The organism is Nocardioides sp., from assembly GCF_050246775.1.
Classification (GTDB): domain Bacteria; phylum Actinomycetota; class Actinomycetes; order Propionibacteriales; family Nocardioidaceae; genus Nocardioides.
The window spans coordinates 1,706,738-1,725,743 of record NZ_JBFWVK010000001.1 but is presented as its reverse complement, the minus strand read 5'-3'; the positions used below and the strand labels follow the sequence as shown (position 1 = coordinate 1,725,743).

General features: G+C 64.3%; 16 protein-coding genes and 2 tRNA genes. 15 read left to right on the top strand and 3 right to left on the bottom strand.

The window, feature by feature from the left end:
* Window positions 1-2: 2 nt before the first annotated feature.
* From recF to AB7I40_RS08155, 13 genes are all read left to right on the top strand, one after another.
* The gene (gene recF, locus AB7I40_RS08215; RefSeq protein WP_428347670.1) at window positions 3-1,178 is read left to right on the top strand and encodes a DNA replication/repair protein RecF; all 1,176 of its coding nucleotides are present in this window, start codon (window positions 3-5) and stop codon (window positions 1,176-1,178) included.
* Entirely contained in the window at window positions 1,168-1,764 is a 597-nt protein-coding gene (locus AB7I40_RS08210; protein WP_428347669.1) for a DUF721 domain-containing protein, read from the top strand. The genes recF and AB7I40_RS08210 overlap by 11 nt, the downstream gene beginning before the upstream one ends.
* Before the next feature lie 206 nt (window positions 1,765-1,970).
* Complete coding sequence (gene gyrB, locus AB7I40_RS08205; RefSeq protein WP_428347668.1) at window positions 1,971-4,091, top strand: DNA topoisomerase (ATP-hydrolyzing) subunit B; 2,121 nt, start codon at window positions 1,971-1,973, stop codon at window positions 4,089-4,091.
* A 120-nt stretch (window positions 4,092-4,211) separates the two neighbouring features.
* Window positions 4,212-6,821, top strand: coding sequence for a DNA gyrase subunit A (gene gyrA, locus AB7I40_RS08200; protein WP_428347674.1), 2,610 nt, complete (start codon window positions 4,212-4,214; stop codon window positions 6,819-6,821).
* Window positions 6,821-7,390 carry a DUF3566 domain-containing protein gene (locus tag AB7I40_RS08195; protein WP_428347667.1) on the top strand — a complete coding sequence of 190 codons (570 nt, stop codon included), beginning with the start codon at window positions 6,821-6,823 and terminating at the stop codon, window positions 7,388-7,390. Before gyrA ends, AB7I40_RS08195 begins: the two co-directional genes overlap by 1 nt.
* An 83-nt stretch (window positions 7,391-7,473) precedes the next feature.
* Window positions 7,474-7,547: transfer RNA gene (locus AB7I40_RS08190), tRNA-Ile, on the top strand.
* A 47-nt stretch (window positions 7,548-7,594) separates the two neighbouring features.
* Window positions 7,595-7,720 (top strand): DLW-39 family protein, encoded by a 126-nt coding sequence (locus AB7I40_RS08185; RefSeq protein ID WP_428347666.1) that lies wholly within the window; start codon window positions 7,595-7,597, stop codon window positions 7,718-7,720.
* Window positions 7,721-7,737: 17 nt separating this feature from the next.
* A tRNA-Ala gene (locus AB7I40_RS08180) sits at window positions 7,738-7,813 on the top strand.
* A gap of 192 nt (window positions 7,814-8,005) precedes the next feature.
* Window positions 8,006-9,277 (top strand): sigma factor-like helix-turn-helix DNA-binding protein, encoded by a 1,272-nt coding sequence (locus AB7I40_RS08175; RefSeq protein WP_428347665.1) that lies wholly within the window; start codon window positions 8,006-8,008, stop codon window positions 9,275-9,277.
* Window positions 9,274-11,322 (top strand): Z1 domain-containing protein, encoded by a 2,049-nt coding sequence (locus tag AB7I40_RS08170; RefSeq protein ID WP_428347664.1) that lies wholly within the window; start codon window positions 9,274-9,276, stop codon window positions 11,320-11,322. The genes AB7I40_RS08175 and AB7I40_RS08170 overlap by 4 nt, the downstream gene beginning before the upstream one ends.
* Window positions 11,315-12,421, top strand: a complete 1,107-nt coding sequence (locus tag AB7I40_RS08165) for a hypothetical protein (RefSeq protein WP_428347663.1) — start codon at window positions 11,315-11,317, stop codon at window positions 12,419-12,421. The genes AB7I40_RS08170 and AB7I40_RS08165 overlap by 8 nt, the downstream gene beginning before the upstream one ends.
* A gap of 3 nt (window positions 12,422-12,424) precedes the next feature.
* Complete coding sequence (locus tag AB7I40_RS08160; protein ID WP_428347662.1) at window positions 12,425-13,300, top strand: hypothetical protein; 876 nt, start codon at window positions 12,425-12,427, stop codon at window positions 13,298-13,300.
* The gene (locus AB7I40_RS08155) at window positions 13,297-13,578 is read left to right on the top strand and encodes a hypothetical protein (protein ID WP_428347661.1); all 282 of its coding nucleotides are present in this window, start codon (window positions 13,297-13,299) and stop codon (window positions 13,576-13,578) included. Before AB7I40_RS08160 ends, AB7I40_RS08155 begins: the two co-directional genes overlap by 4 nt.
* 4 nt (window positions 13,579-13,582) lie before the next feature.
* On the opposite strand, the gene AB7I40_RS08150 is transcribed toward AB7I40_RS08155, so the two are convergent.
* Entirely contained in the window at window positions 13,583-14,983 is a 1,401-nt protein-coding gene (locus AB7I40_RS08150; protein WP_428347660.1) for a DNA cytosine methyltransferase, read from the bottom strand.
* A 256-nt stretch (window positions 14,984-15,239) separates the two neighbouring features.
* Between AB7I40_RS08150 and AB7I40_RS08145 the strand changes: the two genes are divergently transcribed.
* Window positions 15,240-16,079, top strand: a complete 840-nt coding sequence (locus AB7I40_RS08145) for a DUF3883 domain-containing protein (protein WP_428347659.1) — start codon at window positions 15,240-15,242, stop codon at window positions 16,077-16,079.
* A 41-nt stretch (window positions 16,080-16,120) separates the two neighbouring features.
* Complete coding sequence (locus AB7I40_RS08140; RefSeq protein WP_428347658.1) at window positions 16,121-16,543, top strand: very short patch repair endonuclease; 423 nt, start codon at window positions 16,121-16,123, stop codon at window positions 16,541-16,543.
* Window positions 16,544-16,701: 158 nt separating this feature from the next.
* Here the strand turns inward: AB7I40_RS08140 and AB7I40_RS08135 are convergent, their stop codons facing one another.
* The gene (locus AB7I40_RS08135) at window positions 16,702-17,673 is read right to left on the bottom strand and encodes a hypothetical protein (protein WP_428347657.1); all 972 of its coding nucleotides are present in this window, start codon (window positions 17,671-17,673) and stop codon (window positions 16,702-16,704) included.
* On the bottom strand, window positions 17,670-18,770 hold the full coding sequence (locus AB7I40_RS08130) for a hypothetical protein (RefSeq protein ID WP_428347656.1): 1,101 nt from the start codon (window positions 18,768-18,770) through the stop codon (window positions 17,670-17,672). The genes AB7I40_RS08135 and AB7I40_RS08130 overlap by 4 nt, the downstream gene beginning before the upstream one ends.
* Window positions 18,771-19,006: the final 236 nt, after the last annotated feature.

Genomic DNA, 19,006 nt, shown 5'->3' with positions numbered 1-19,006 from the left:
TCGTGCACGTCGCTCACCTCACGCTGCACAACTTCCGCTCCTACGCCGACCTCGATGTGCCGCTGGAGCCGGGGGTCGTCGCCTTCGTCGGCCGCAACGGCCAGGGCAAGACCAACCTCGTCGAGGCCATCGACTACCTGTCGCGGCTCCAGTCGCACCGGGTGGCCACGGATGCCCCGCTGGTCAGAGCCGGGACCGACCAGGGGATCATCCGCGCCGCCGTCGTGCGTGACGGGCGCACCGCCGTACTCGAGGTCGAGCTCAACCCGGGGCGGGCCAACCGGGCCCGGGTCAACAGGTCACCGCTGCCGCGCTCGCGTGAGCTGATCGGGCTGATCCGCACCGTCGTGTTCTCGCCCGACGACCTGACCCTGGTCAAGGGGGATCCGTCGGACCGGCGCAAGTTCCTCGACGACCTCCTCGTGTTGCGCACTCCACGCCTGGCGGGGGTGCGCTCGGACTACGACCGGGTCCTGCGCCAGCGCAACTCCCTGCTGAAGACTGCTGGTGCCGCACGTCGGGGCTCCACCTCCCAGGAGGGGGCGCTGTCCACGCTGGGGGTGTGGAACGACCACCTGGCGCGGACCGGCGCCGAGATCCTGTTCGAACGTCTGCGGCTCGTCGAGGATCTGCGCCCCTACCTGGGCAAGGCCTACGCCACGGTCGCTCGTGGTGCCTCGCGCGAGGACGCCGAGATCGACTACAAGCCGTCCTTCGAGCTCCCCCTGCCCGCTGGCGAGCCCGGCGGGACCACGCTTCCGGATCGTGCCGCTCTGACCGCTGCTCTGCTGGCCGAGGTGGAGCGTCGCCGCAACGACGAGCTCGACCGGGGGATCTCGCTGGTCGGCCCTCATCGTGACGAGCTGGTGCTGACGCTGGGCAACGGCGATGTGCGGCTTCCGGTCAAGGGCTACGCCTCCCATGGGGAGTCGTGGTCCTTCGCGCTCGCCCTCAAACTCGCCTCCTACGACCTCTTGCGCAGCGACGGTGACGATCCGATCCTGATCCTGGACGACGTCTTCGCCGAGCTCGACACAGAGCGGCGCCAGCAGCTCGCCGAGCTGGTCGCCGGTGCTGAGCAGGTGCTGGTCACCGCGGCGGTCGAGGCCGACGTCCCTGAGGTCCTGGCCGGGGTCCGGTACGCCGTTGCGGAGGGTGAGGTGACCCGTGTCGGATGAGGACGCCGTGGTCTCGACAAGCTCGACCACCGAGGCAAGCTCGACCGGCGAGGCGGGCTCGAGCAGCGAGGCTCCGAACGATGACTCCGGTCTCGAGCTCGCTCGGCTGATCTCGAAGTCGCTCGCCGGGGCGGCGCGGGGCCGCCCGGGCCAATCGGGTCAGCAGTCCCAGCGGCGGAGCTCGACGCGGCGACGCAGGTTCACGCAGTCGACCGGTGCCCACCCCGATGACCGCGATCCCCAGCGCCTGGACACCACGGTCGGCCGGCTGGTCGACGATCTGGGCTGGGAGACCGACCTGCGGGTGCACGGGGTGTTCGGGCGGTGGCGCGAGATCGTCGGCGACGCCATCGCCGAGCACTGCACCCCCGACTCGTTCGCGGAGGGGCGGCTGCTGGTGCGCACCGACTCCACCGCGTGGGCCACCCAGCTCACCCTGTTGGCCGCCAACGTCGTACGCCGGCTCAACGAGGACCTCGGCGACGGCACGGTGACGTTCCTCGACGTGCAGGGACCGAGTCAGAAGTCCTGGAAGAAGGGCAGGCTCAGTGTGCCGGGGCGCGGCCCCCGCGACACCTACGGCTGACGCCCGATATGCCGATCTGAGGGCCTCTTGGACGTATGGGGACCCACCGGACCCCCTGAACGGCGGCAGAATCCGCCTTCAGAGGGCTCAGATCAGCATGTTTGTCCGCAGATCCACCCCCATAACAAGGGCGTGTGCGTGGAATCCGGCCCTCAGAGGGCTATCATGGACGTTAGGTCGCCGGCTTTCTTGCCGCGGCCTCCTTCATGTGGCAAGCACGAACAGAAGAGGTACGCGTGTCTGAGGAAGTCAGCTCCACTGCTCCCGCGGAAGGCACGACGTACGACGCCTCCGCCATCCAGGTCCTCGAGGGACTCGAAGCGGTGCGCAAGCGCCCGGGCATGTACATCGGCTCCACCGGGGAGCGCGGCCTGCACCACCTGGTGTGGGAGATCGTGGACAACTCGGTCGACGAGGCGCTGGCCGGCTTCTGTGACCGCATCCTGGTCACCCTCCAGGCAGACGGAGCGGTCCGCGTCGAGGACAACGGTCGAGGCATCCCGACCGACACCGCCCCTGGGCAGGACATGCCGGCGGTGACGATGGCGCTGACGATGCTGCACGCCGGCGGCAAGTTCGGCGGCGGCGGCTACAAGGTCTCCGGCGGTCTGCACGGTGTCGGTGTGTCGGTGGTCAACGCACTGTCGTCCCACCTCATCGTCGAGGTCCGCAACCGTGGTCACCTGTGGCGCCAGAGCTTCAGCCTCGGTGTCCCCGACGGCGAGCTCGAGCAGGTGCGCCCGATGGAGCCGGGGGAGTCGACCGGCACGGCGGTGACCTACTGGGCCAGCGACGAGATCTTCGAGACCACGACCTACTCGCTGGAGACCATCACGCACCGGTTCCGCGAGATGGCCTTCCTCAACAAGGGCCTCGAGATCGTCGTCAACGACGAGCGGCCGGCCGCCGACGACGTCCTCGACGCCGTCAGCGACGAGACCGTGGCAGCCGACATCGACCAGGCCGGCACCGACGCGATGCGCAAGGGCGAGGGCGGCGGGCTGACCCAGGTCTTCAAGTACGACCGCGGCCTGGTCGACTACGTCGAGCACCTCAACCGGCGCAAGCAGCACGCCAACCCGACGGTCATCTCCTTCGAGGCCGACTCCGGTGACGTCAAGGGCATCGACACCTCCGACAACCCGATGTCGCTCGAGATGGCGATGCAGTGGAACACCTCCTACTCCGAGTCGGTGCACACCTTCGCCAACACGATCAACACCCACGAGGGCGGCACCCACGAAGAGGGGTTCCGCGCGGCCCTCACCACCCTGATCAACCACTGGGGCGAGCAGTGGAACCTGATCAAGAAGAAGGAGGACCGGGTCTCGGGCGACGACGTCCGCGAGGGCCTGACCGCCATCATCTCGATCAAGATGGCCGAGCCCCAGTTCGAGGGACAGACCAAGACCAAGCTCGGCAACACCGAGGCCAAGGGCTTCGTGCAGCGCGTCGTCAACGACGGCCTGGGTGCCTGGCTGGAGCAGAACCCCTCCGAGGGCAAGGACATCGTGCGCAAGGCCCAGGCCGCCGCGTCGGCCCGGATCGCGGCCCGCAAGGCACGTGACCTGGCCCGTGGTCGCAAGGGTCTGCTCGGCGGCGGAGGCCTGCCCGGCAAGCTCTCGGACTGTCAGTCGACCAACCCGGAGGAGTGCGAGGTCTTCATCGTCGAGGGCGACTCCGCCGGCGGCTCCGCACGCCAGGGGCGCGACCCGCGCATCCAGGCGATCCTGCCGATCCGCGGCAAGATCCTCAACGTGGAGAAGGCCCGCCTCGACAAGGTGCTGGCCAACACCGAGGTGCAGGCGATCATCTCCGCGCTCGGCACGGGCGTGCACGAGGAGTTCAACCTCGAGAAGCTGCGCTACCACAAGGTCGTGATGATGGCCGACGCCGATGTCGACGGTCACCACATCAACACCCTCCTGCTGACCCTGCTGTTCCGGTTCATGCGGCCGCTGATCGAGCACGGCTACGTCTACATGGCGCAGCCGCCGCTCTACCGGCTGCGCTGGAACAAGCCTGCCGAGCACGAGTTCGTCTACTCCGACTCCGAGCGAGATGCGCTGATGGCCGACGGCCTGGCCTCGGGCAAGAAGCTGCCCAAGGAGAACCCGGTGCAGCGCTACAAGGGCCTCGGTGAGATGAACGCCGACGAGCTCTGGGAGACCACGATGAACCCCGATCAGCGGCTGATGCTGCAGGTCACGCTCGACGACGCCGCCCAGGCCGACGAGATCTTCTCCACGCTGATGGGCGAGGACGTGGAGATGCGTCGCTCCTTCATCCAGCGCAACGCGAAAGACGTTCGATTCCTCGATATCTAGGTCTCTTGCTCACAACCTAGACATCGATAGAACTCTCCAGAAAGACGGATCGTGACCGAGAACAGCACCGAGAACCCAGGCCCCGGCGGCCGGATCGAGCCCATCGAGCTGCAGACCACCATGCAGCGGGCCTACATCGACTACGCGATGGCGGTCATCGTCGGCCGGGCGCTGCCCGACGTACGCGACGGCCTCAAGCCGGTGCACCGACGGGTGCTCTACGCGATGTACGACGGCGGCTACCGCCCCGACCGCGGCTACTCGAAGTGCTCGCGCGTCGTGGGTGACGTCATGGGTCAGTACCACCCGCACGGCGACACCGCGATCTACGACACCCTGGTTCGCCTGGCACAGCCCTGGGTGATGCGGGCGCCGCTGATCCACGGCCAGGGCAACTTCGGGTCACCGGGCAACGACTCGGCTGCGGCCATGCGTTACACCGAGTGCCGCATGGCGCCGTTGGCCCTGGAGATGGTCCGCGACATCGCCGAGGACACCGTCGACTTCCAGCCCAACTACGACGGCCGCTCGCAGGAGCCGACCGTCCTGCCGGCCCGCTACCCCAACCTGCTGGTCAACGGCTCGGCCGGCATCGCGGTCGGCATGGCCACCAACATCCCGCCGCACAACCTGCGCGAGGTCGCCGAGGGCGCCCAGTGGGCCCTCGAGCACCCCGACGCCACCCGTGAGGAGCTCCAGGATGCGCTGGTCGAGCGCATCAAGGGTCCCGACTTCCCCAACGGTGCCCTCATCGTGGGTCGCGACGGCATCGAGCAGGCCTACCGCACCGGCCGCGGATCGGTCACCCAGCGGGCCGTCATCGAGATCGACGAGGACAACAAGGGCCGCACCTGCCTGGTCATCTCCGAGCTGCCCTACATGGTCAACCCCGACAACCTCGCGCTGAAGATCGCCGAGCTGGCCGACTCGGGCAAGGTCCAGGGCATCTCCGACGTGCGAGACGACTCCTCGGGCCGCACCGGGCAGCGCCTGGTCGTCGTCCTCAAGCGGGACGCCGTCGCCCGCGTCGTGCTCAACAACCTGCTCAAGCACACCGAGCTGCAGACCAACTTCAGCGCCAACATGCTGGCCCTGGTCGACGGGGTGCCGCGCACCCTCACGATCGACCAGTTCGTCAGCAACTGGGTCACCCACCAGATCGAGGTCATCCAGCGCCGTACCCGCTTCCGGCTGGCGGCCGCGGAGTCGCGCGCCCACCTGTTGCGCGGCCTGGTCAAGGCGCTGGACGCGCTCGACGAGGTCATCACGCTGATCCGCAACTCGCCGGATGCCGACGAGGCGAAGCTGGGCCTCATGACGCTGCTCGACGTCGACGAGCTGCAGGCGCAGGAGATCCTCAACATGCAGCTGCGCCGGCTGGCGGCGCTGCAGCGACAGAAGATCATCGACGACCTGGCCGCTATCGAGCTGGAGATCGCCGACCTCGAGGACATCCTGGCCAACGAGGCCCGTCAGCGCCGGATCATCGGTGAGGAGCTCGGCGAGATCGTCGCGAAGTACGGCGACGACCGGCGCACCCAGATCATCGCGGCCGACGGCGACCTGTCGATGGAGGACCTGATCCCCGACGAGGACCTGGTCGTCTCGATCACCCGGGGCGGCTACGCCAAGCGCACCCGAGCTGACCAGTACCGCACCCAGAAGCGCGGCGGCAAGGGCGTTCGTGGGGCCTCGTTGCGCGGGGACGACGTGGTGCAGCACTTCATCGCCACCTCCAACCACCACTGGCTGCTGTTCTTCACCACGGCGGGGCGGGTCTACCGGACCAAGGCCTACAACCTGCCCGAGGCCTCGCGTGACGCCAAGGGCGGTCACGTGGCCGGGTTGCTGTCGTTCCAGCCGGACGAGTCGATCGCGCAGGTCCTGGCGATCCGCGACTACGAGCAGGCGCCCTACCTGGTGCTGGCCACGCGCAACGGCCTGGTCAAGAAGACCCGGCTCGGCGACTACAACTCGCCGCGGCAGGCCGGCGTGATCGCGATCAACTTCCGTGAGGACGACGACGAGCTGATCGGCGCCGAGCTGGTCAACGCCGACGACGACATCCTGTTGGTCTCCCGCAAGGGGCAGGCGATCCGGTTCACTGCGGACGACGCCCAGCTGCGGCCGATGGGTCGGGCCACGTCCGGAGTGGCGGGGATGAAGTTCCGCAGCACCGACTCCATGCTGTCGATGTCGGTGATCCGCGCCGCCCAGGTGGCGGCCGAGGAGTCCGCGGAGGACACCGGGGCTGACGTGTCCCCGCAGTACGTCTTCACCATGACTGACGGCGGCTTCGCCAAGCGCACCCGGATCAACGACTACCGCGCGCAGTCGCGCGGCGGACTCGGGGTGAAGGCGATGTCGCTGGCCAACGAGGACCGCGGCGGACTCGTCGGTGCGTTCATCGTCGAGGAGGGTGACGAGATCCTGTCGATCACCCAGTCCGGTCAGGTCGTGCGCAGCCCGATCAACGACCAGTTCCGGGCGACCGGTCGCTCCACCATGGGGGTCAAGTTCGTGACCCCGAAGCCCGGCGATGCGGTGGCTGTGGTGGCCCGTTCGGTGGAGTCGAAGGTGGAGGCAGAAGTGGACGCGATCGTGGCCGCCGAGGGAGGTGTCGAGGGCGCTGCGGAGACGGCCGACGAGGTCGCTGAAGTGGCAGATCAGGAAACGAGTGCAACAATCGAGGTTGGACCCGACTCCGACACCGGGGAGAGTGAAGCCTGATGACCGACACCCGCACCCAGCGCGTCGACCATGACGCGGGCGTCGAGGAGACCGCCGAGCGCGCCGATTGGCGCACTCGACTGCAGGGGGCTCTGAGCTCAGGCAGTGGTCCGAGCCCGAAGCCTCCGGCCGACGGAGCGGGCCCGGGCACCACCGTCGTCGCCGGCCCGAAGTCGGCGACCGGGCCCGCCAAGCAGCCTCGCAAGGCGCGCCTGCGGCTGAGTCGGGTGGATCCCTGGTCGGTGATGAAGACCGCCTTCCTGTTGTCGATCGCGCTGGCCGTGGTCACCATCGTCTCGGTCGTGATCGTCTGGTCCGTGCTCGGTGCAGCCGGGGTCTGGGACTCGATCAACTCCTCGGTGCAGAACGTGATCGGTGGCCAGGAGTCCCAGAACTTCGACGTGGAGAACTACGTCGGGATGTCGCGGGTGATGGGCTTCACCATGCTCGTGGCCGTGATCGACGTCGTCCTGGTGACCGCGATCGCGACGCTGGGAGCCTTTCTCTACAACATGTCCGCGGCCCTCCTGGGCGGCATCGAGCTCACCCTCTCGGAGGACAGCCACTGACTCGGTGGCCCCCGTTTTGTCCGCCCCGCTCGCGGTGGGGTAATCTTCCCCGGCGGTTCATCCGCGTGTCGTCACCACGGCAGGGGCCTATAGCTCAGACGGTTAGAGCGCTTCCCTGATAAGGAAGAGGTCACAGGTTCAAGTCCTGTTAGGCCCACCCTCCATCCCTGCCTGCTCCACCCAGATTCGAAGGGGTCACGCGTCATGAAGAAGCTCTTGTTGGTCCTCCTGGCCGCGCTCGGTGCCGTCGTGGCCAAGAAGAAGTACGACGAGTCGCGCGCCGACCAGGCCCTGTGGGCCGAGGCCACCGACACCGTCGACAAGTCCTGATCCACCCCGCACCACCGGGGGCCTTGGCGCAATTGGTAGCGCACCTGCTTTGCAAGCAGGGGGTTAGGGGTTCGAGTCCCCTAGGCTCCACCATGAGAAACCGCAGGTCAGCCTGCGGTTTCTTCTCATTTCAAACCTAACCCCCTGCTGGCTCTTGCCGGGCTGTGGGGGACTGGCGGGGGAATGCGATGACGAACATCGAGACAACCCTTCCTTTCCGGCTTGTGCATCGGGCCGAACCACTACTGTGACGGCAGTCAATAGTTGAAGGCTGGGGGGTGAAGCGTGACCGAGGATCCACAGGTCACCTCGCCCGAACCAGACGCCAGCTTCTTCTTTCCAGCGGCACCCGACGCAGTCCGGATGTGCTTAGGACCGTGCGCGGACGCGAAGCCCGTCACGGCGTTTCCAACCGCGAGGGGAAAGCCTGGTGCCCGCCACGCCGAGTGCCGCGCCTGCCGATATCAGCGGACGAGCCGCGCGGCGTCTGTTGCGCCTGACCTCGACGTCAACTCGGGCATGCATCTTCCGCCGCGCGGGCAAAGGGAACGGCTCCGCAGTCAGCGCCAAACGGTCGCCGAGACCGTCCTTGAAGTGATGATGGCGCACATCGGCGTGGCCGTGACGATCACTCAGGCCTACGAAGAGGTCTTCGACCGAATCGATTTTGTTCCGGCCGAGATGGACGTCCGGGAGAGTTTGCTTGCTTTGTCTAAGACCGATGACCGTTGCGTGAAGGTAGTTCGCGACGTGTACGCATGGTCGACGGACGGGATCGTTCCTTCACCGCCTGCGCCGCCTCATGTCGCCGACATGATTGAGCGGCGTTGGCGCGGCGAAACACTCGATGAGATCGGTGCTGCCCACGGCTTGACGCGTGAACGAATCCGCCAACTGCTCAAGAAATACGGCGGGCCAACCGCGAAAGAGATCCGGGACATGCGAGCAGCGGAAGCACTCACCGCTCAGCTCGATCATGAGACGGCGGTCGCGGCTCAGATTCGCGTTGCCCTCGCCGGCCGTGGCCCAATGACGGTCGCCGAAGTAGTCGAAGCGACTGACATCGGATCCGTCGACGTCTCTAAGTACTGGCCGGCGGAACTTTCCCACCTTCGGCTTTGGGGCGCTAGCCAAGTTGAGAACCGGTGGAGCGATGAGGACATATTGGCCGCGCTGCGTGAAGCATCTGCCTATGAGTTCCCCCTAACTACTACGGCCTACAGCGACTTGTTGCAGGTTGGCCAAATCGAGGGAGCGTCCGTGCCTCGTATTGGCCAACGATTCGGCAGTTGGTCGGCCGCATGCGCTGCGGCTGGAGTGCTTGCCGGGGAACCGTGGAACCGCGATTACGAGTCGAGGTGGAGCGACGATGATCTCCTCCAGATCGCTCGGCGATATCTGCTCGACCCCGACTCTCCAAACTCCGCGCACCGGTTCGATGAGTGGAAAAGGGTGTTCGCTTCCGACGGGCCGTCGTTTCAAACGCTACGCAACAGGTTTGGATCCTGGACTGAAGTGAAGCGACGCGCACTCGCGCAGGGAGGCGTGGCGACATGAGCGAGATCGACAGACTCGACAAGGTGCTCGCATCGTCGATCGATGACGAGACGCGTGCTGGAATCTGGGAGTCCGTGCGAGCGATTTTGGAGCAGGGTCCGCCAGAGGGAACTGCGACGCAGTCGACGGTCCTTGCCCTTGGCTACGTGCAGTCGGGAAAGACCACGTCCATCACGGCGCTCGCTGCAGCTGCGGCAGACGCCGGATACCAGGTGATCGTTGCGCTGCTCGGGTCGACCAACCTTCTACTCGACCAGAACCGCGACCGCCTCGAGTCGTCGCTCGGTGTCACATCCCGGTCAGACTACGTGTGGATCAGCGAGACCAATCCAGCGACGGAGACAGCCGGCAAGAAGCTCCGCAAGTTCATCGACATGGGACGGGTGTGTCTTGTGCCCGTGCTGAAGCACGCGGGGCGGATCCGGGCTGTCGCAAAGCAACTGGAGAAGATCCCAGATGACCTGCGCGTTCTGATCATCGACGATGAGGCAGACCAGGCGTCACTGAACACAAGCAAGGACGCCGAAAGCAGCACTTACGCTGCCATCCGGGAACTACGAAACGCCGTGCCTAGTCACCTTTTCGTGCAGTACACAGCAACGCCTTACGCACCGCTCCTCCTCGACGCTGCTGACATCCTCAGTCCGCAACATGTCGAGTTCCTCACGCCAGGCAAGGGCTACACCGGCGGCAAGCAGTTCTTCATTGACAACGCCGAGCGCGTCGTGCGCAACGTCCCACTGCTGGACGAACAGGCATCCAAGACGCCGCCGCTGCAGTTGCAGAAGAGCCTCCACAATGCGCTGTCGTCCTTTATTGCTGGATCTGCTCTCCTCCTCCTTCACGACGCCGCGAGCCCGCCGATCAGCATGCTGGTGCACTCAACGGCACGCAACGATGTGCAAGCCAGGTATGAGTTCTTGATCCGCCGGCAGTTGGAGCAGTGGAGGAAGAGCATTGTCGAGGGGGACATCAGCAGCGTTCCGGGCGCCATCCTGGAGGAGCGCAATCGCATTGTTGCGAATGGGGCGGACGACGTTGACGACGTGGCATTTGTAACCAAGTTGAAGGTCGTCATCTCCGAGGCGATGACCTGGCTTGTCAACAGCACCGCGGACGTTAATAAGGTTGACTGGCACGTATCGCCGATTCACGTCCTCGTCGGGGGCAATAAGCTAGACCGCGGCTTCACCGTTGAAGGTCTGACGGTCACTTACATGAACCGACCGGCGAGCCCTCAAGTCGACACGCTCGAGCAGCGCGCACGAGCATTCGGATATCGCGCAGATCTATTGCCCTACTGCCAATTCTTCGCTAGCAAGAAGACGGTCCGCTCCCTGACGGAGGTCGTCCACACCGAGGAGGACCTCCGAGCTCGTCTGCGCGACCACGTCGAGGGCGGCGGCTCGGTGCACACGTGGGCCCGGGAGATCGGTATCTTGCTGCCTGAGGGCATGATGCCGACACGATCAAGCGTCGTGTCGGCGTTGTCGAGGATGGGCCTTGGCTGGCACCAGATGCGAACGCCTTCTCGCCTAGTGGCGGAAACAGCTCACAACTATGGACTGCTTGAGCAGCTCGGGTTGATGGATGCGCCGCGGACTTCACAGGGCCGATTGGCATTCCGCACCCTGCATGTGGACTCGCTCGAACCGGTGGAGACCCTGCTCGCTCAGTGGGCGCGTCCGGACTACAGTCCGGGCTGGCTTCACGATGAGTTCGTCGACGCCGTGGCTCGTGGCTTCGCCCATTTGAAGAAAGCCACGATCATGCTCATGGAGGACGGGGACGCACCACGGACGCGCAAATGGTCTGACGAGCTCGGATTCGTCAATCTGTTCCAAGGCCGGGACTTGAAGCCTCAGCCGAATGGCGATTTCTATCCTGGCGACCGTTTCGTCGAGGGCCTGGAGAATGATCCGAACCAGATCTTGATTCAGGTTCACCGCACTCAAGTACGGCAACACGAGGAAGACGGCGAGGTGCTGGCTTTGGCCATCTATCTTGGCTCTGGTCTCGTAGTTCGAAAGGAATCGAATGTCTGAGTCCCTCCCGGTCAGCGCAGGTCGTTCGGGAAGAGTTGCGCTTTCGGCTCTTCGCCTCGATCCAGAGAATCCACGCATTCCCGAGACGCACCGGACGAAGGACACGGCCGAGCTGGCGACTCTCCTCGAGATGGGATTTGAGGCGTACCCGGTGGCGCAGTCGATAGCCGAGTTGGGGTTCTTCAACGCTGAGCCGCTCATCGTCATCCCGAGTCCCGATGAGGCAGACACGTGGATCGTGGTGGAGGGCAACCGAAGATTGACCGCGTTGGTTGGCTTGGCCTACCCCCAGATCAGGGCCGGCTTCGCGACGCCAGACCGTTGGGAGACCATCGCCACGAAGTGCACGATCAGTCCCGAAATGGAAGTACCCGTTGTCATCCACGAGTCACGGGAGACAACGCACGCGGAGATTGCCCGAGTCCATGTCGTCGGTAAACTCGCGTGGCGACCTTTCATGCAGGCCCGGTATATCGCTGCTCGCGTGGCGGAAGGTCGAACCATTCAAGAGGTTGCTGACCTGATCGGCATTCCGAAGAGCAAGGCGGCCGACCTTTATCGCGACCAAGCGGTACTGACACAGGCCGCGAGTCTTGGGCTCGAGACGTCGCAGGTCGAGAGCGCATTTTCCCTGCTGACGGTGGCCATGGGCAGCACCAAGATTCGTAATCACGTGGGTGCACCCTTGGGTTCACAGACGTCGATTGGCAAGGATCCGGTGCCGGCCGAGAAGGCAACTGAGCTTAAGGAGGTGATCCAGTGGGTCTTCGGCGACGAGGAGCACGAGTCGCTCATCTCGGACTCGCGACAGATCTCGCTCCTCGGAAACGTGGTGGCCTCCCAAGTCGGCCTTGAGGCGTTGCGTGAGAACAAGACGCTTGAGGAGGCAAAGCAGCGTATCCAGGAGAAGGGCCTTGACCCTCTGAAGGCGCTCATGCTGAAACTCAACGCCGCAAAGAACTCACTCAACGCCGCCAGCAGCGACGTCGCGGAGTTCGCGATCGACGCTGAAGTCCAGAACCTTGTCGATGACATCGAGTCGCTCGTGGGAAGCATTCGGTCGACGCTAGACGACGTCAAGGCAGAGTCCGGGCTTTAGACAGTGACCGACTTGGAGGTCTCGAGCACCGAGGCCATCGCCGACTGGATTGAGACGAGCGTGCTCGTCAGCGACTCGGGCCACTTTGGCCGAGACAAACTAGACGACCTCGCCGCAAGGGAGATCGGTGCATCTCCAACGAAGGTCACGATGGCCATCGACACCATGGCTAAGCGAGCGAGTGTGCTCGGGGCCGCTTATCCCTTCGCGGTCAGAGACATCGCAGTCCTTCGCAGGAAGAGCCGTCATGCAGGCCACTACGCGGCCCTCCTCTATTTGACGCCGGGGTCAGTAGCGCGCCAAACCGTGCGCGCGTCGGAAACAGCTGAGATGGGAGAACTGCTGGAGGAGGTCTCCGAGGAAGCGCTCGCCAACTTCTGGGGTGTGGGTGGAAGCGCGCTCTCTTTTGGCTACCCCTCGAAGCATGGTCGGCCCGAGGCGTTTGACCAGGCGGTTGTCTGGCTGGCAGGCCGGATTGGTTTGGACGCTGGCCGGGGGTATCGACCACCCCGACGCAAAGACGGCGGTGTTGATGTCGTCGCTTGGAGACAGTTCACGGACCGCAGGCCAGGCTTCCCCCTCGCGCTCGCGCAATGCACCATCCAAGCGGAGACCTTCACCAAGACCACGGACATCGACCTCCGACTCTGGGCGAGTTGGCTCGCGATGGACAGCGACCCGCTCAGCCTGCTGGTGATCCCAGGGACCGTTCGGTCCGCTGGTCCGGACTGGAAGCAGTTGGCCACAGTCGTCATGGTCATCGACCGGATTCGTTTGCTGGACCTGCTCAGTCGTGACCCCGAGGGCGACCGTGAGCTTGCTTGGTCGACCGAGACGACGTCGGCGCTGAGGTCCGTACTGAGAGGTGCCGAACTATGACCACCAAGGCCGACATCGTGTGGGACATCGCGGTCAAGCTAGGCGTCGAGGCACCAAAGATGTCGACGGGATCAACAGAACCTCGGGAGATCTTCGATCTCGTCAACGAGGCGCTCGGGCTGGGGATAGACGGCAGCTTGACGAAACCAGACATGGCTCGCAAGATCGTTGAGGCTGCGGGGACGCCTTGGAATGCGCACTACGAGTCCAGCGGCGGGACAGTGACGAAGGTCGGGCTGCTGGCAGTGCTTGAAGCCGTCGAGCACTTTGTCGCGTAATGCGCTACCCGGCAGCGCGGCCCGTGTCAGTGGTCGAACTTCGACGGCGGATGATGACGTCTCGGCTGGGGTCCCAGTAGCGCTCGAGCGCGGCGTCTGGGTTGACGTCTGACGCCTCGACAGCGGCGGCTAGGCCTGGGGCGCGACGCCGGATCGCGCCCGCCGTCTTGATCGCGTGCTCACGGAACACGTGGTACGCGGCGCCGACATTCACGCCATTGCCCATCTGCCTGTAGGTCGCCGCATCCGGCTGGGCGCCGAAGTCGAACCACTCGGGCAGGCCTTGCAAACGGGCGGCTTCACGTGGTGAGAGTCGGCGTTGCCGATCACCAAGGATGCTCGTCTGGGTGATCGCGACCAGCGCAGGTACATAGGTTGCCTGCTTCACGCGAAGCCCGGAGGGGCGCAGATGCATCACGGTGTCGAGCAGCGACTCGGCATCCTTGGCTTGCCACTCAAACTTGCGTCTCGAAGCCGGGAAGTCGCGCAGATAGTTCCATCGTGAGAGCCAGGCCTCGAGCAACTCCCTGTGCTCGGTGTAGAACTCCGCGTTCTTGCGGAGGAACACGGCCTTCCAAGCCGCAGTGCCCGGGGGAACGACAAGGTCGTCCTGGTGGACGAACGCGTCGACCCAGACCGGGAAACCAGGAAGCTTCGGGACACCGGCCGATCGGAGCGTCACGACAAAGTCGTTCCACGCCTCGACCAAGGTCGTCTCGGCGGGCCCGAGGTTGAGTCGGAGCCGGTTCCCGATCTCGTGATCTGCCTGGATCGGTAGGTGCTCTTCAAGGTGCCACTCGGACGGAGACCAGCCATCCACCGGGAGGTGCGGGACCGACGGTGCGACATCGATGTGGGACCGGTTCGTTCCCACATACGTGGCCATGATGAAGACCCGCTCACGAACCTGGGGCCGCCCGCCGCGCTCAGGAGGAAGCAAATGCGGCGAGAACACAATGGGTCGCGAGGACACCTGATAGCCCAGTTCACGAAGCGAACGGACGATCACTTCCCATTCGTGCTTGTGGCGAGGGCCGTAGATATTGCGAACGTTTTCAAGCAGAACGACGGTAGGTCGACGCACCTCGAGAATGCGAAGGATGTTCCAGAACAGTGTCCCGCGTGCCTCGTCCATCCCTCGCTGGTACCCGGACTTCGAGAACGGCTGGCACGGGAAGCCCGCCGCCAACACGTCGTGCTTGGGCACGCGCATCTCGCTCTGCGTGTCGTCAACGATGTCGCCTCGAGCTCGGATCTGCCAGTTCCGCTCATACACCGCGGCCGCGTCAGGATCCTTCTCCACGGCGTACACGCATCCACCACCCAACGCGCTTAGCGCAGCGTGAAATCCACCGACGCCGGCAAACAGGTCGATAAAGGTGAAGGCAGCGGAGCTCGAGTTCATGGTCCCTAGCTTAGCTGAAAGCTGAGCTATTTGGGGCCACCAGACATAGAAGTCTTGGTGGCCGAGTGCCAGTCGCGACAGTAATTCCCGAGATCACCGCAGGTCCTTCCTTCGCAAGCGCTGAGAGTATGCAGCGAGGCTAGACGCCGGCTAGGACAGTTCCATCGCAGGGCTGAAATGACCTGGGGACGATGTCCTGCGATCACCGGCGGTGCATCCGTCCCGGTAGATACCCTGGCGGCCGAAGGGGGGCAAAGTGCCTGAAGACTGGAGCAAGTCGGAGGTCGACCACGTGGTCGACATCTACTTCTCAATGCTGAGTCTAGAACTTGCCGGGGAGGCTTACTCGAAGACTCAGTTCCGACGGAGTCTGGCCGGCAGTGTCCCACGTTCTGAGGGGTCGCTTGAGTTCAAGTTCCAGAACGTTTCCGCGGTGCTTGACGAGTTGGGAGCTGTGTGGATCAGCGGGTACAAACCCCGGCGCAACGTTCAGCAGCTTCTGCGGGAGCGCGTGACGGAGCGCTTCGAAGGCGCTGTGGATCTGAGGCATGACATGTTGCGGGCGGTTGAGGCACCTGCCGATGAGAATGCCCCGCTGGGCCCTCCCGTGGAGGCCCCGACAACTGAACCACCGACACGACACTTCGCGCGGGTCGGTCGACGGGTGGACTTCGCAGCTGTCGAGGCGGGCAACCGGTCGCTGGGCATGGCAGGAGAGCTTGCGATCGTCGAGTTCGAGCGCCAAGCTCTCGCATCTGTAGGTCGTGACGATCTCGCAGCCGAGGTTCGCCACGTTTCCGTCGAGGATGGCGACGGGCTTGGCTACGACGTCCTCTCATTTGACCCACAAGCGGACGAGCCGTTGTTCATCGAGGTCAAGACGACCCGGTACTCGCGGGAACTTCCGTTCTACGTCACGAGAAACGAAGTCGAGTTCTCTGAGGAGGCGAGTGGTGCATATCAGCTGGCGCGGGTCTACCAGTTCGGTCGGCGCGCTGGACACTTCCGTCTCACCGGCTCGCTTCGACACTCCATGTGGCTCGACCCGCAGACATACATAGGCGGTCCGTCTGAGAGCGCCACGCAAGGGCCCTAAGTCGGTTGGGATTGGACGTCTTTGCAGGGCATGCTGGCGCTGTGCCCCCCGAGTACAAGCCCTGGGCATCGTCCCCGGCAGTACGGGCGACGATGCGGGGAAACCGTCGCCGCGACACACTTCCCGAGCTTGCGGTGCGTCGCGCCGTGCATGCACTCGGCCTGCGGTACCTCGTCGACGTCAGGCCGCTTCCCGACCTGAACCGGCGGGCAGACCTTGTCTTCACGAGGGCGAAAGTCGCCGTCTTCATTGACGGATGTTATTGGCACGGCTGTGCAGAGCACGGGACGGTTGCGCGGATGAACGCCGACTACTGGAAGTCGAAGATTCAGCGCAACCGTGAACGTGATGCGGAGACAGACACTGTATTGACCGAGCGAGGCTGGGTGTCGGTGCGAATCTGGGAGCACGAAACCGTGACCGCGGCAGCCGAGAAAGTGCTGGCAGTCGTGCGCAGTCGCTAGTCTTCTCAGGCGAGCTCAGGCGAGCTCAGGCGAGCTCAGGCTGACCCAGTGCGTCGCTCTGATTCATGCGAGCGTGCGGCTTCCCACGACGCCGGCCACGGCCGCCAAGTTGCCGGCTACGCGTCTGACGCAGGCGGAACTCCGGCCGATTGACGCTTTCACGGCTCGGCGCGGATATCCTTCGGGATTGGCGGAGGTATCACGCGATCCTTCCTCGAGCGGGGCAAAGCGTCGACCGGCTTCGTTGCCTCAGTTGATGCCCGCAGACCGGTGACTTCCTCCTGAACGAACGCCTGGAGATCCGGCCACTCGGACCATGAGGTCGGGTCTACCTGGCGCAACTCGTGAACGAGTCGTCCCCGATCCCACAGATACGTCACGTTGGTCCCGGCACGCTCCCACCATGGGTCCTTCGGGCGCATAAAGAAGGGGACGGCGAAGCCCACCATCGGGTCAGCCTTGATACGGATCCACTCTCGCCAGTCCTCAGGGATCACATCTCTGGGCTTCTTGACGAACGCCCGCTGGATGGTGTTCTGCGCAAGAACGATCGGAAAAGCTATTTGCCCGTCTGGAAACGGAGCCCAGCCGACAATGTCAACGCCGCCGTCCAGCGACTCCGAGTACGCCTCATGGCTACGGAGACCGACGCCAAGTTTCTGGGCTAGCCACTCGACGGCTTTCGGAAACTCGCTCGGCCGATCCCCGCGAGGCGGCCAGCCAAACACCAGTGCATGCGCACGGGGCCCGAGTGCAGCCTTGACGGCTTCGCGGACAACCGCGTCGAAAAGCGGATCGGATCGGGGGTAGTCCTTCGCGAGTCGCAGCGGCGTCTCCCGAAGCGACAAGAGTGTTAGGAAGGAGTAGAGGTCCGAGCCGCCGGCGCTGTCGAAACCAACGCCGTTGTCCACTGTGAAGAACGGGTAGTGCTTGCCGATGTCGCGGGCCCGACGATCAATCTCAGTAAACGCAAAGTCGAATTCGTCTTCTGAAGGCGCTTGTCCGCTAGTCCAACCGTCGCGTATCTCCGCGATTGAGAGGTATTCCTCGCCTGAAACGAGTAACTCTGTCTCGACGTAGTGTGCGAGTTCGATGGGGTCCGAGCTTTTGGGCGCCTCGATCCACGTCATTCGCTGCGCTCGATGCGGGGCTGCGTGAGAATTTCCTCCACGAGGTCTCGGAGTGCCAGTAACAGCTCCACGGTCGGCTGCGGCAGATCGGCACCAGCTTGGGGAGGCCTCGTGGCCCGAATTTGCGAATGAGCGTTATCGACTGCGCGGGCGAACTGCTCATCGGGATCCGTGATCGCTGCCTCAGCTTGATTCAGGGTGCCGCCTCGCCGCAGAACCTCGAGGCCCCGACCGGAACTATCTGCGAGCACTCGCGAGAGAGCGCCCAACTGACGGGAGTCTGTGAGCAGGGGCGATTCCGTCTTCGATCCAAAGATCCAGCCCAGGACCTCCTCGAGTTCCTGCTTGCGATCATCGGGCAGTGGCCAGTGCTCGGCGTCCACATGGCGGGGGGCGGGACCGCCTATGTGGTCGCGAATGCCCCGGTTTCCCATCGCTGCGTTGAAGACTCCGAACTTCTGACGAGCACGGCTTGTTTCGAGGCGAAACATCTTGGATCCCTGCTCCAGGATCTCGTGGTCGCGGTACATCGATCGGACTGCTGTCGGAGTCTTGCCGACGAGTTCAGCAACGTCGACTAGTGAGTTTCCATCTTCGACCAGTCCAACTATGTATCTGGCCTGGGCATACGCGCCCCATGGCTCGATACCTGCAATATGTCTGTACCCGAGAAGCGGGGCGATGCTTCGCGCATCCTCGACGATCAGAACGGGGAAGAGCGCATCGGGATCGAGCGTCGGTAGTCCCCTCCAACCCTTGTTCTCCTTGGTGAACTCCTCGCGGAGAGAGTCGTGCTGGAGGCCAAGCAATGCGGTGAGTCGCCTGTTGCCTTCAATCACTCGGTACTTCTCGCCGTGACGAACTGCGATCATCGGCTCGCTCAGGAAGTACTGATGCCGTGATATGGACTCAGCAATCCGAAACGGGTGGTACTCCTTGGCCATGAGAACGGCCAGCGCCCGCTGTCGCTCTGTGCTATCTGGTTCGTCCTCATCGCCAAGCTGATCCTCGGACCGCAGACGGGGGTTATGCCAGTCGAGCAGTAGTTGGCCAGTGGCCAACATCTCGAGCCGGCCTTGGTCGATAGGGGGAGCCATGTGCGTAGCTTACAAGGTTCGCTTGGATGACCCAGGCGGCAGAACGCCCGCCGCTTCGGATCGGCCCAGCGCTTATTCGAGTCAGCGGTGAAGAGCTCTACCGCGCGCTTAGCGCAGCGACCAGACGGCCCTAGGCCGTGCAACACATGCCCGAATCATTGGTGACCATTGACGACCTCGTACGAGTCACGAACCCCGCGGCTCGAATGCCCGCCTCGAGCACCTGTCTTCAGCCT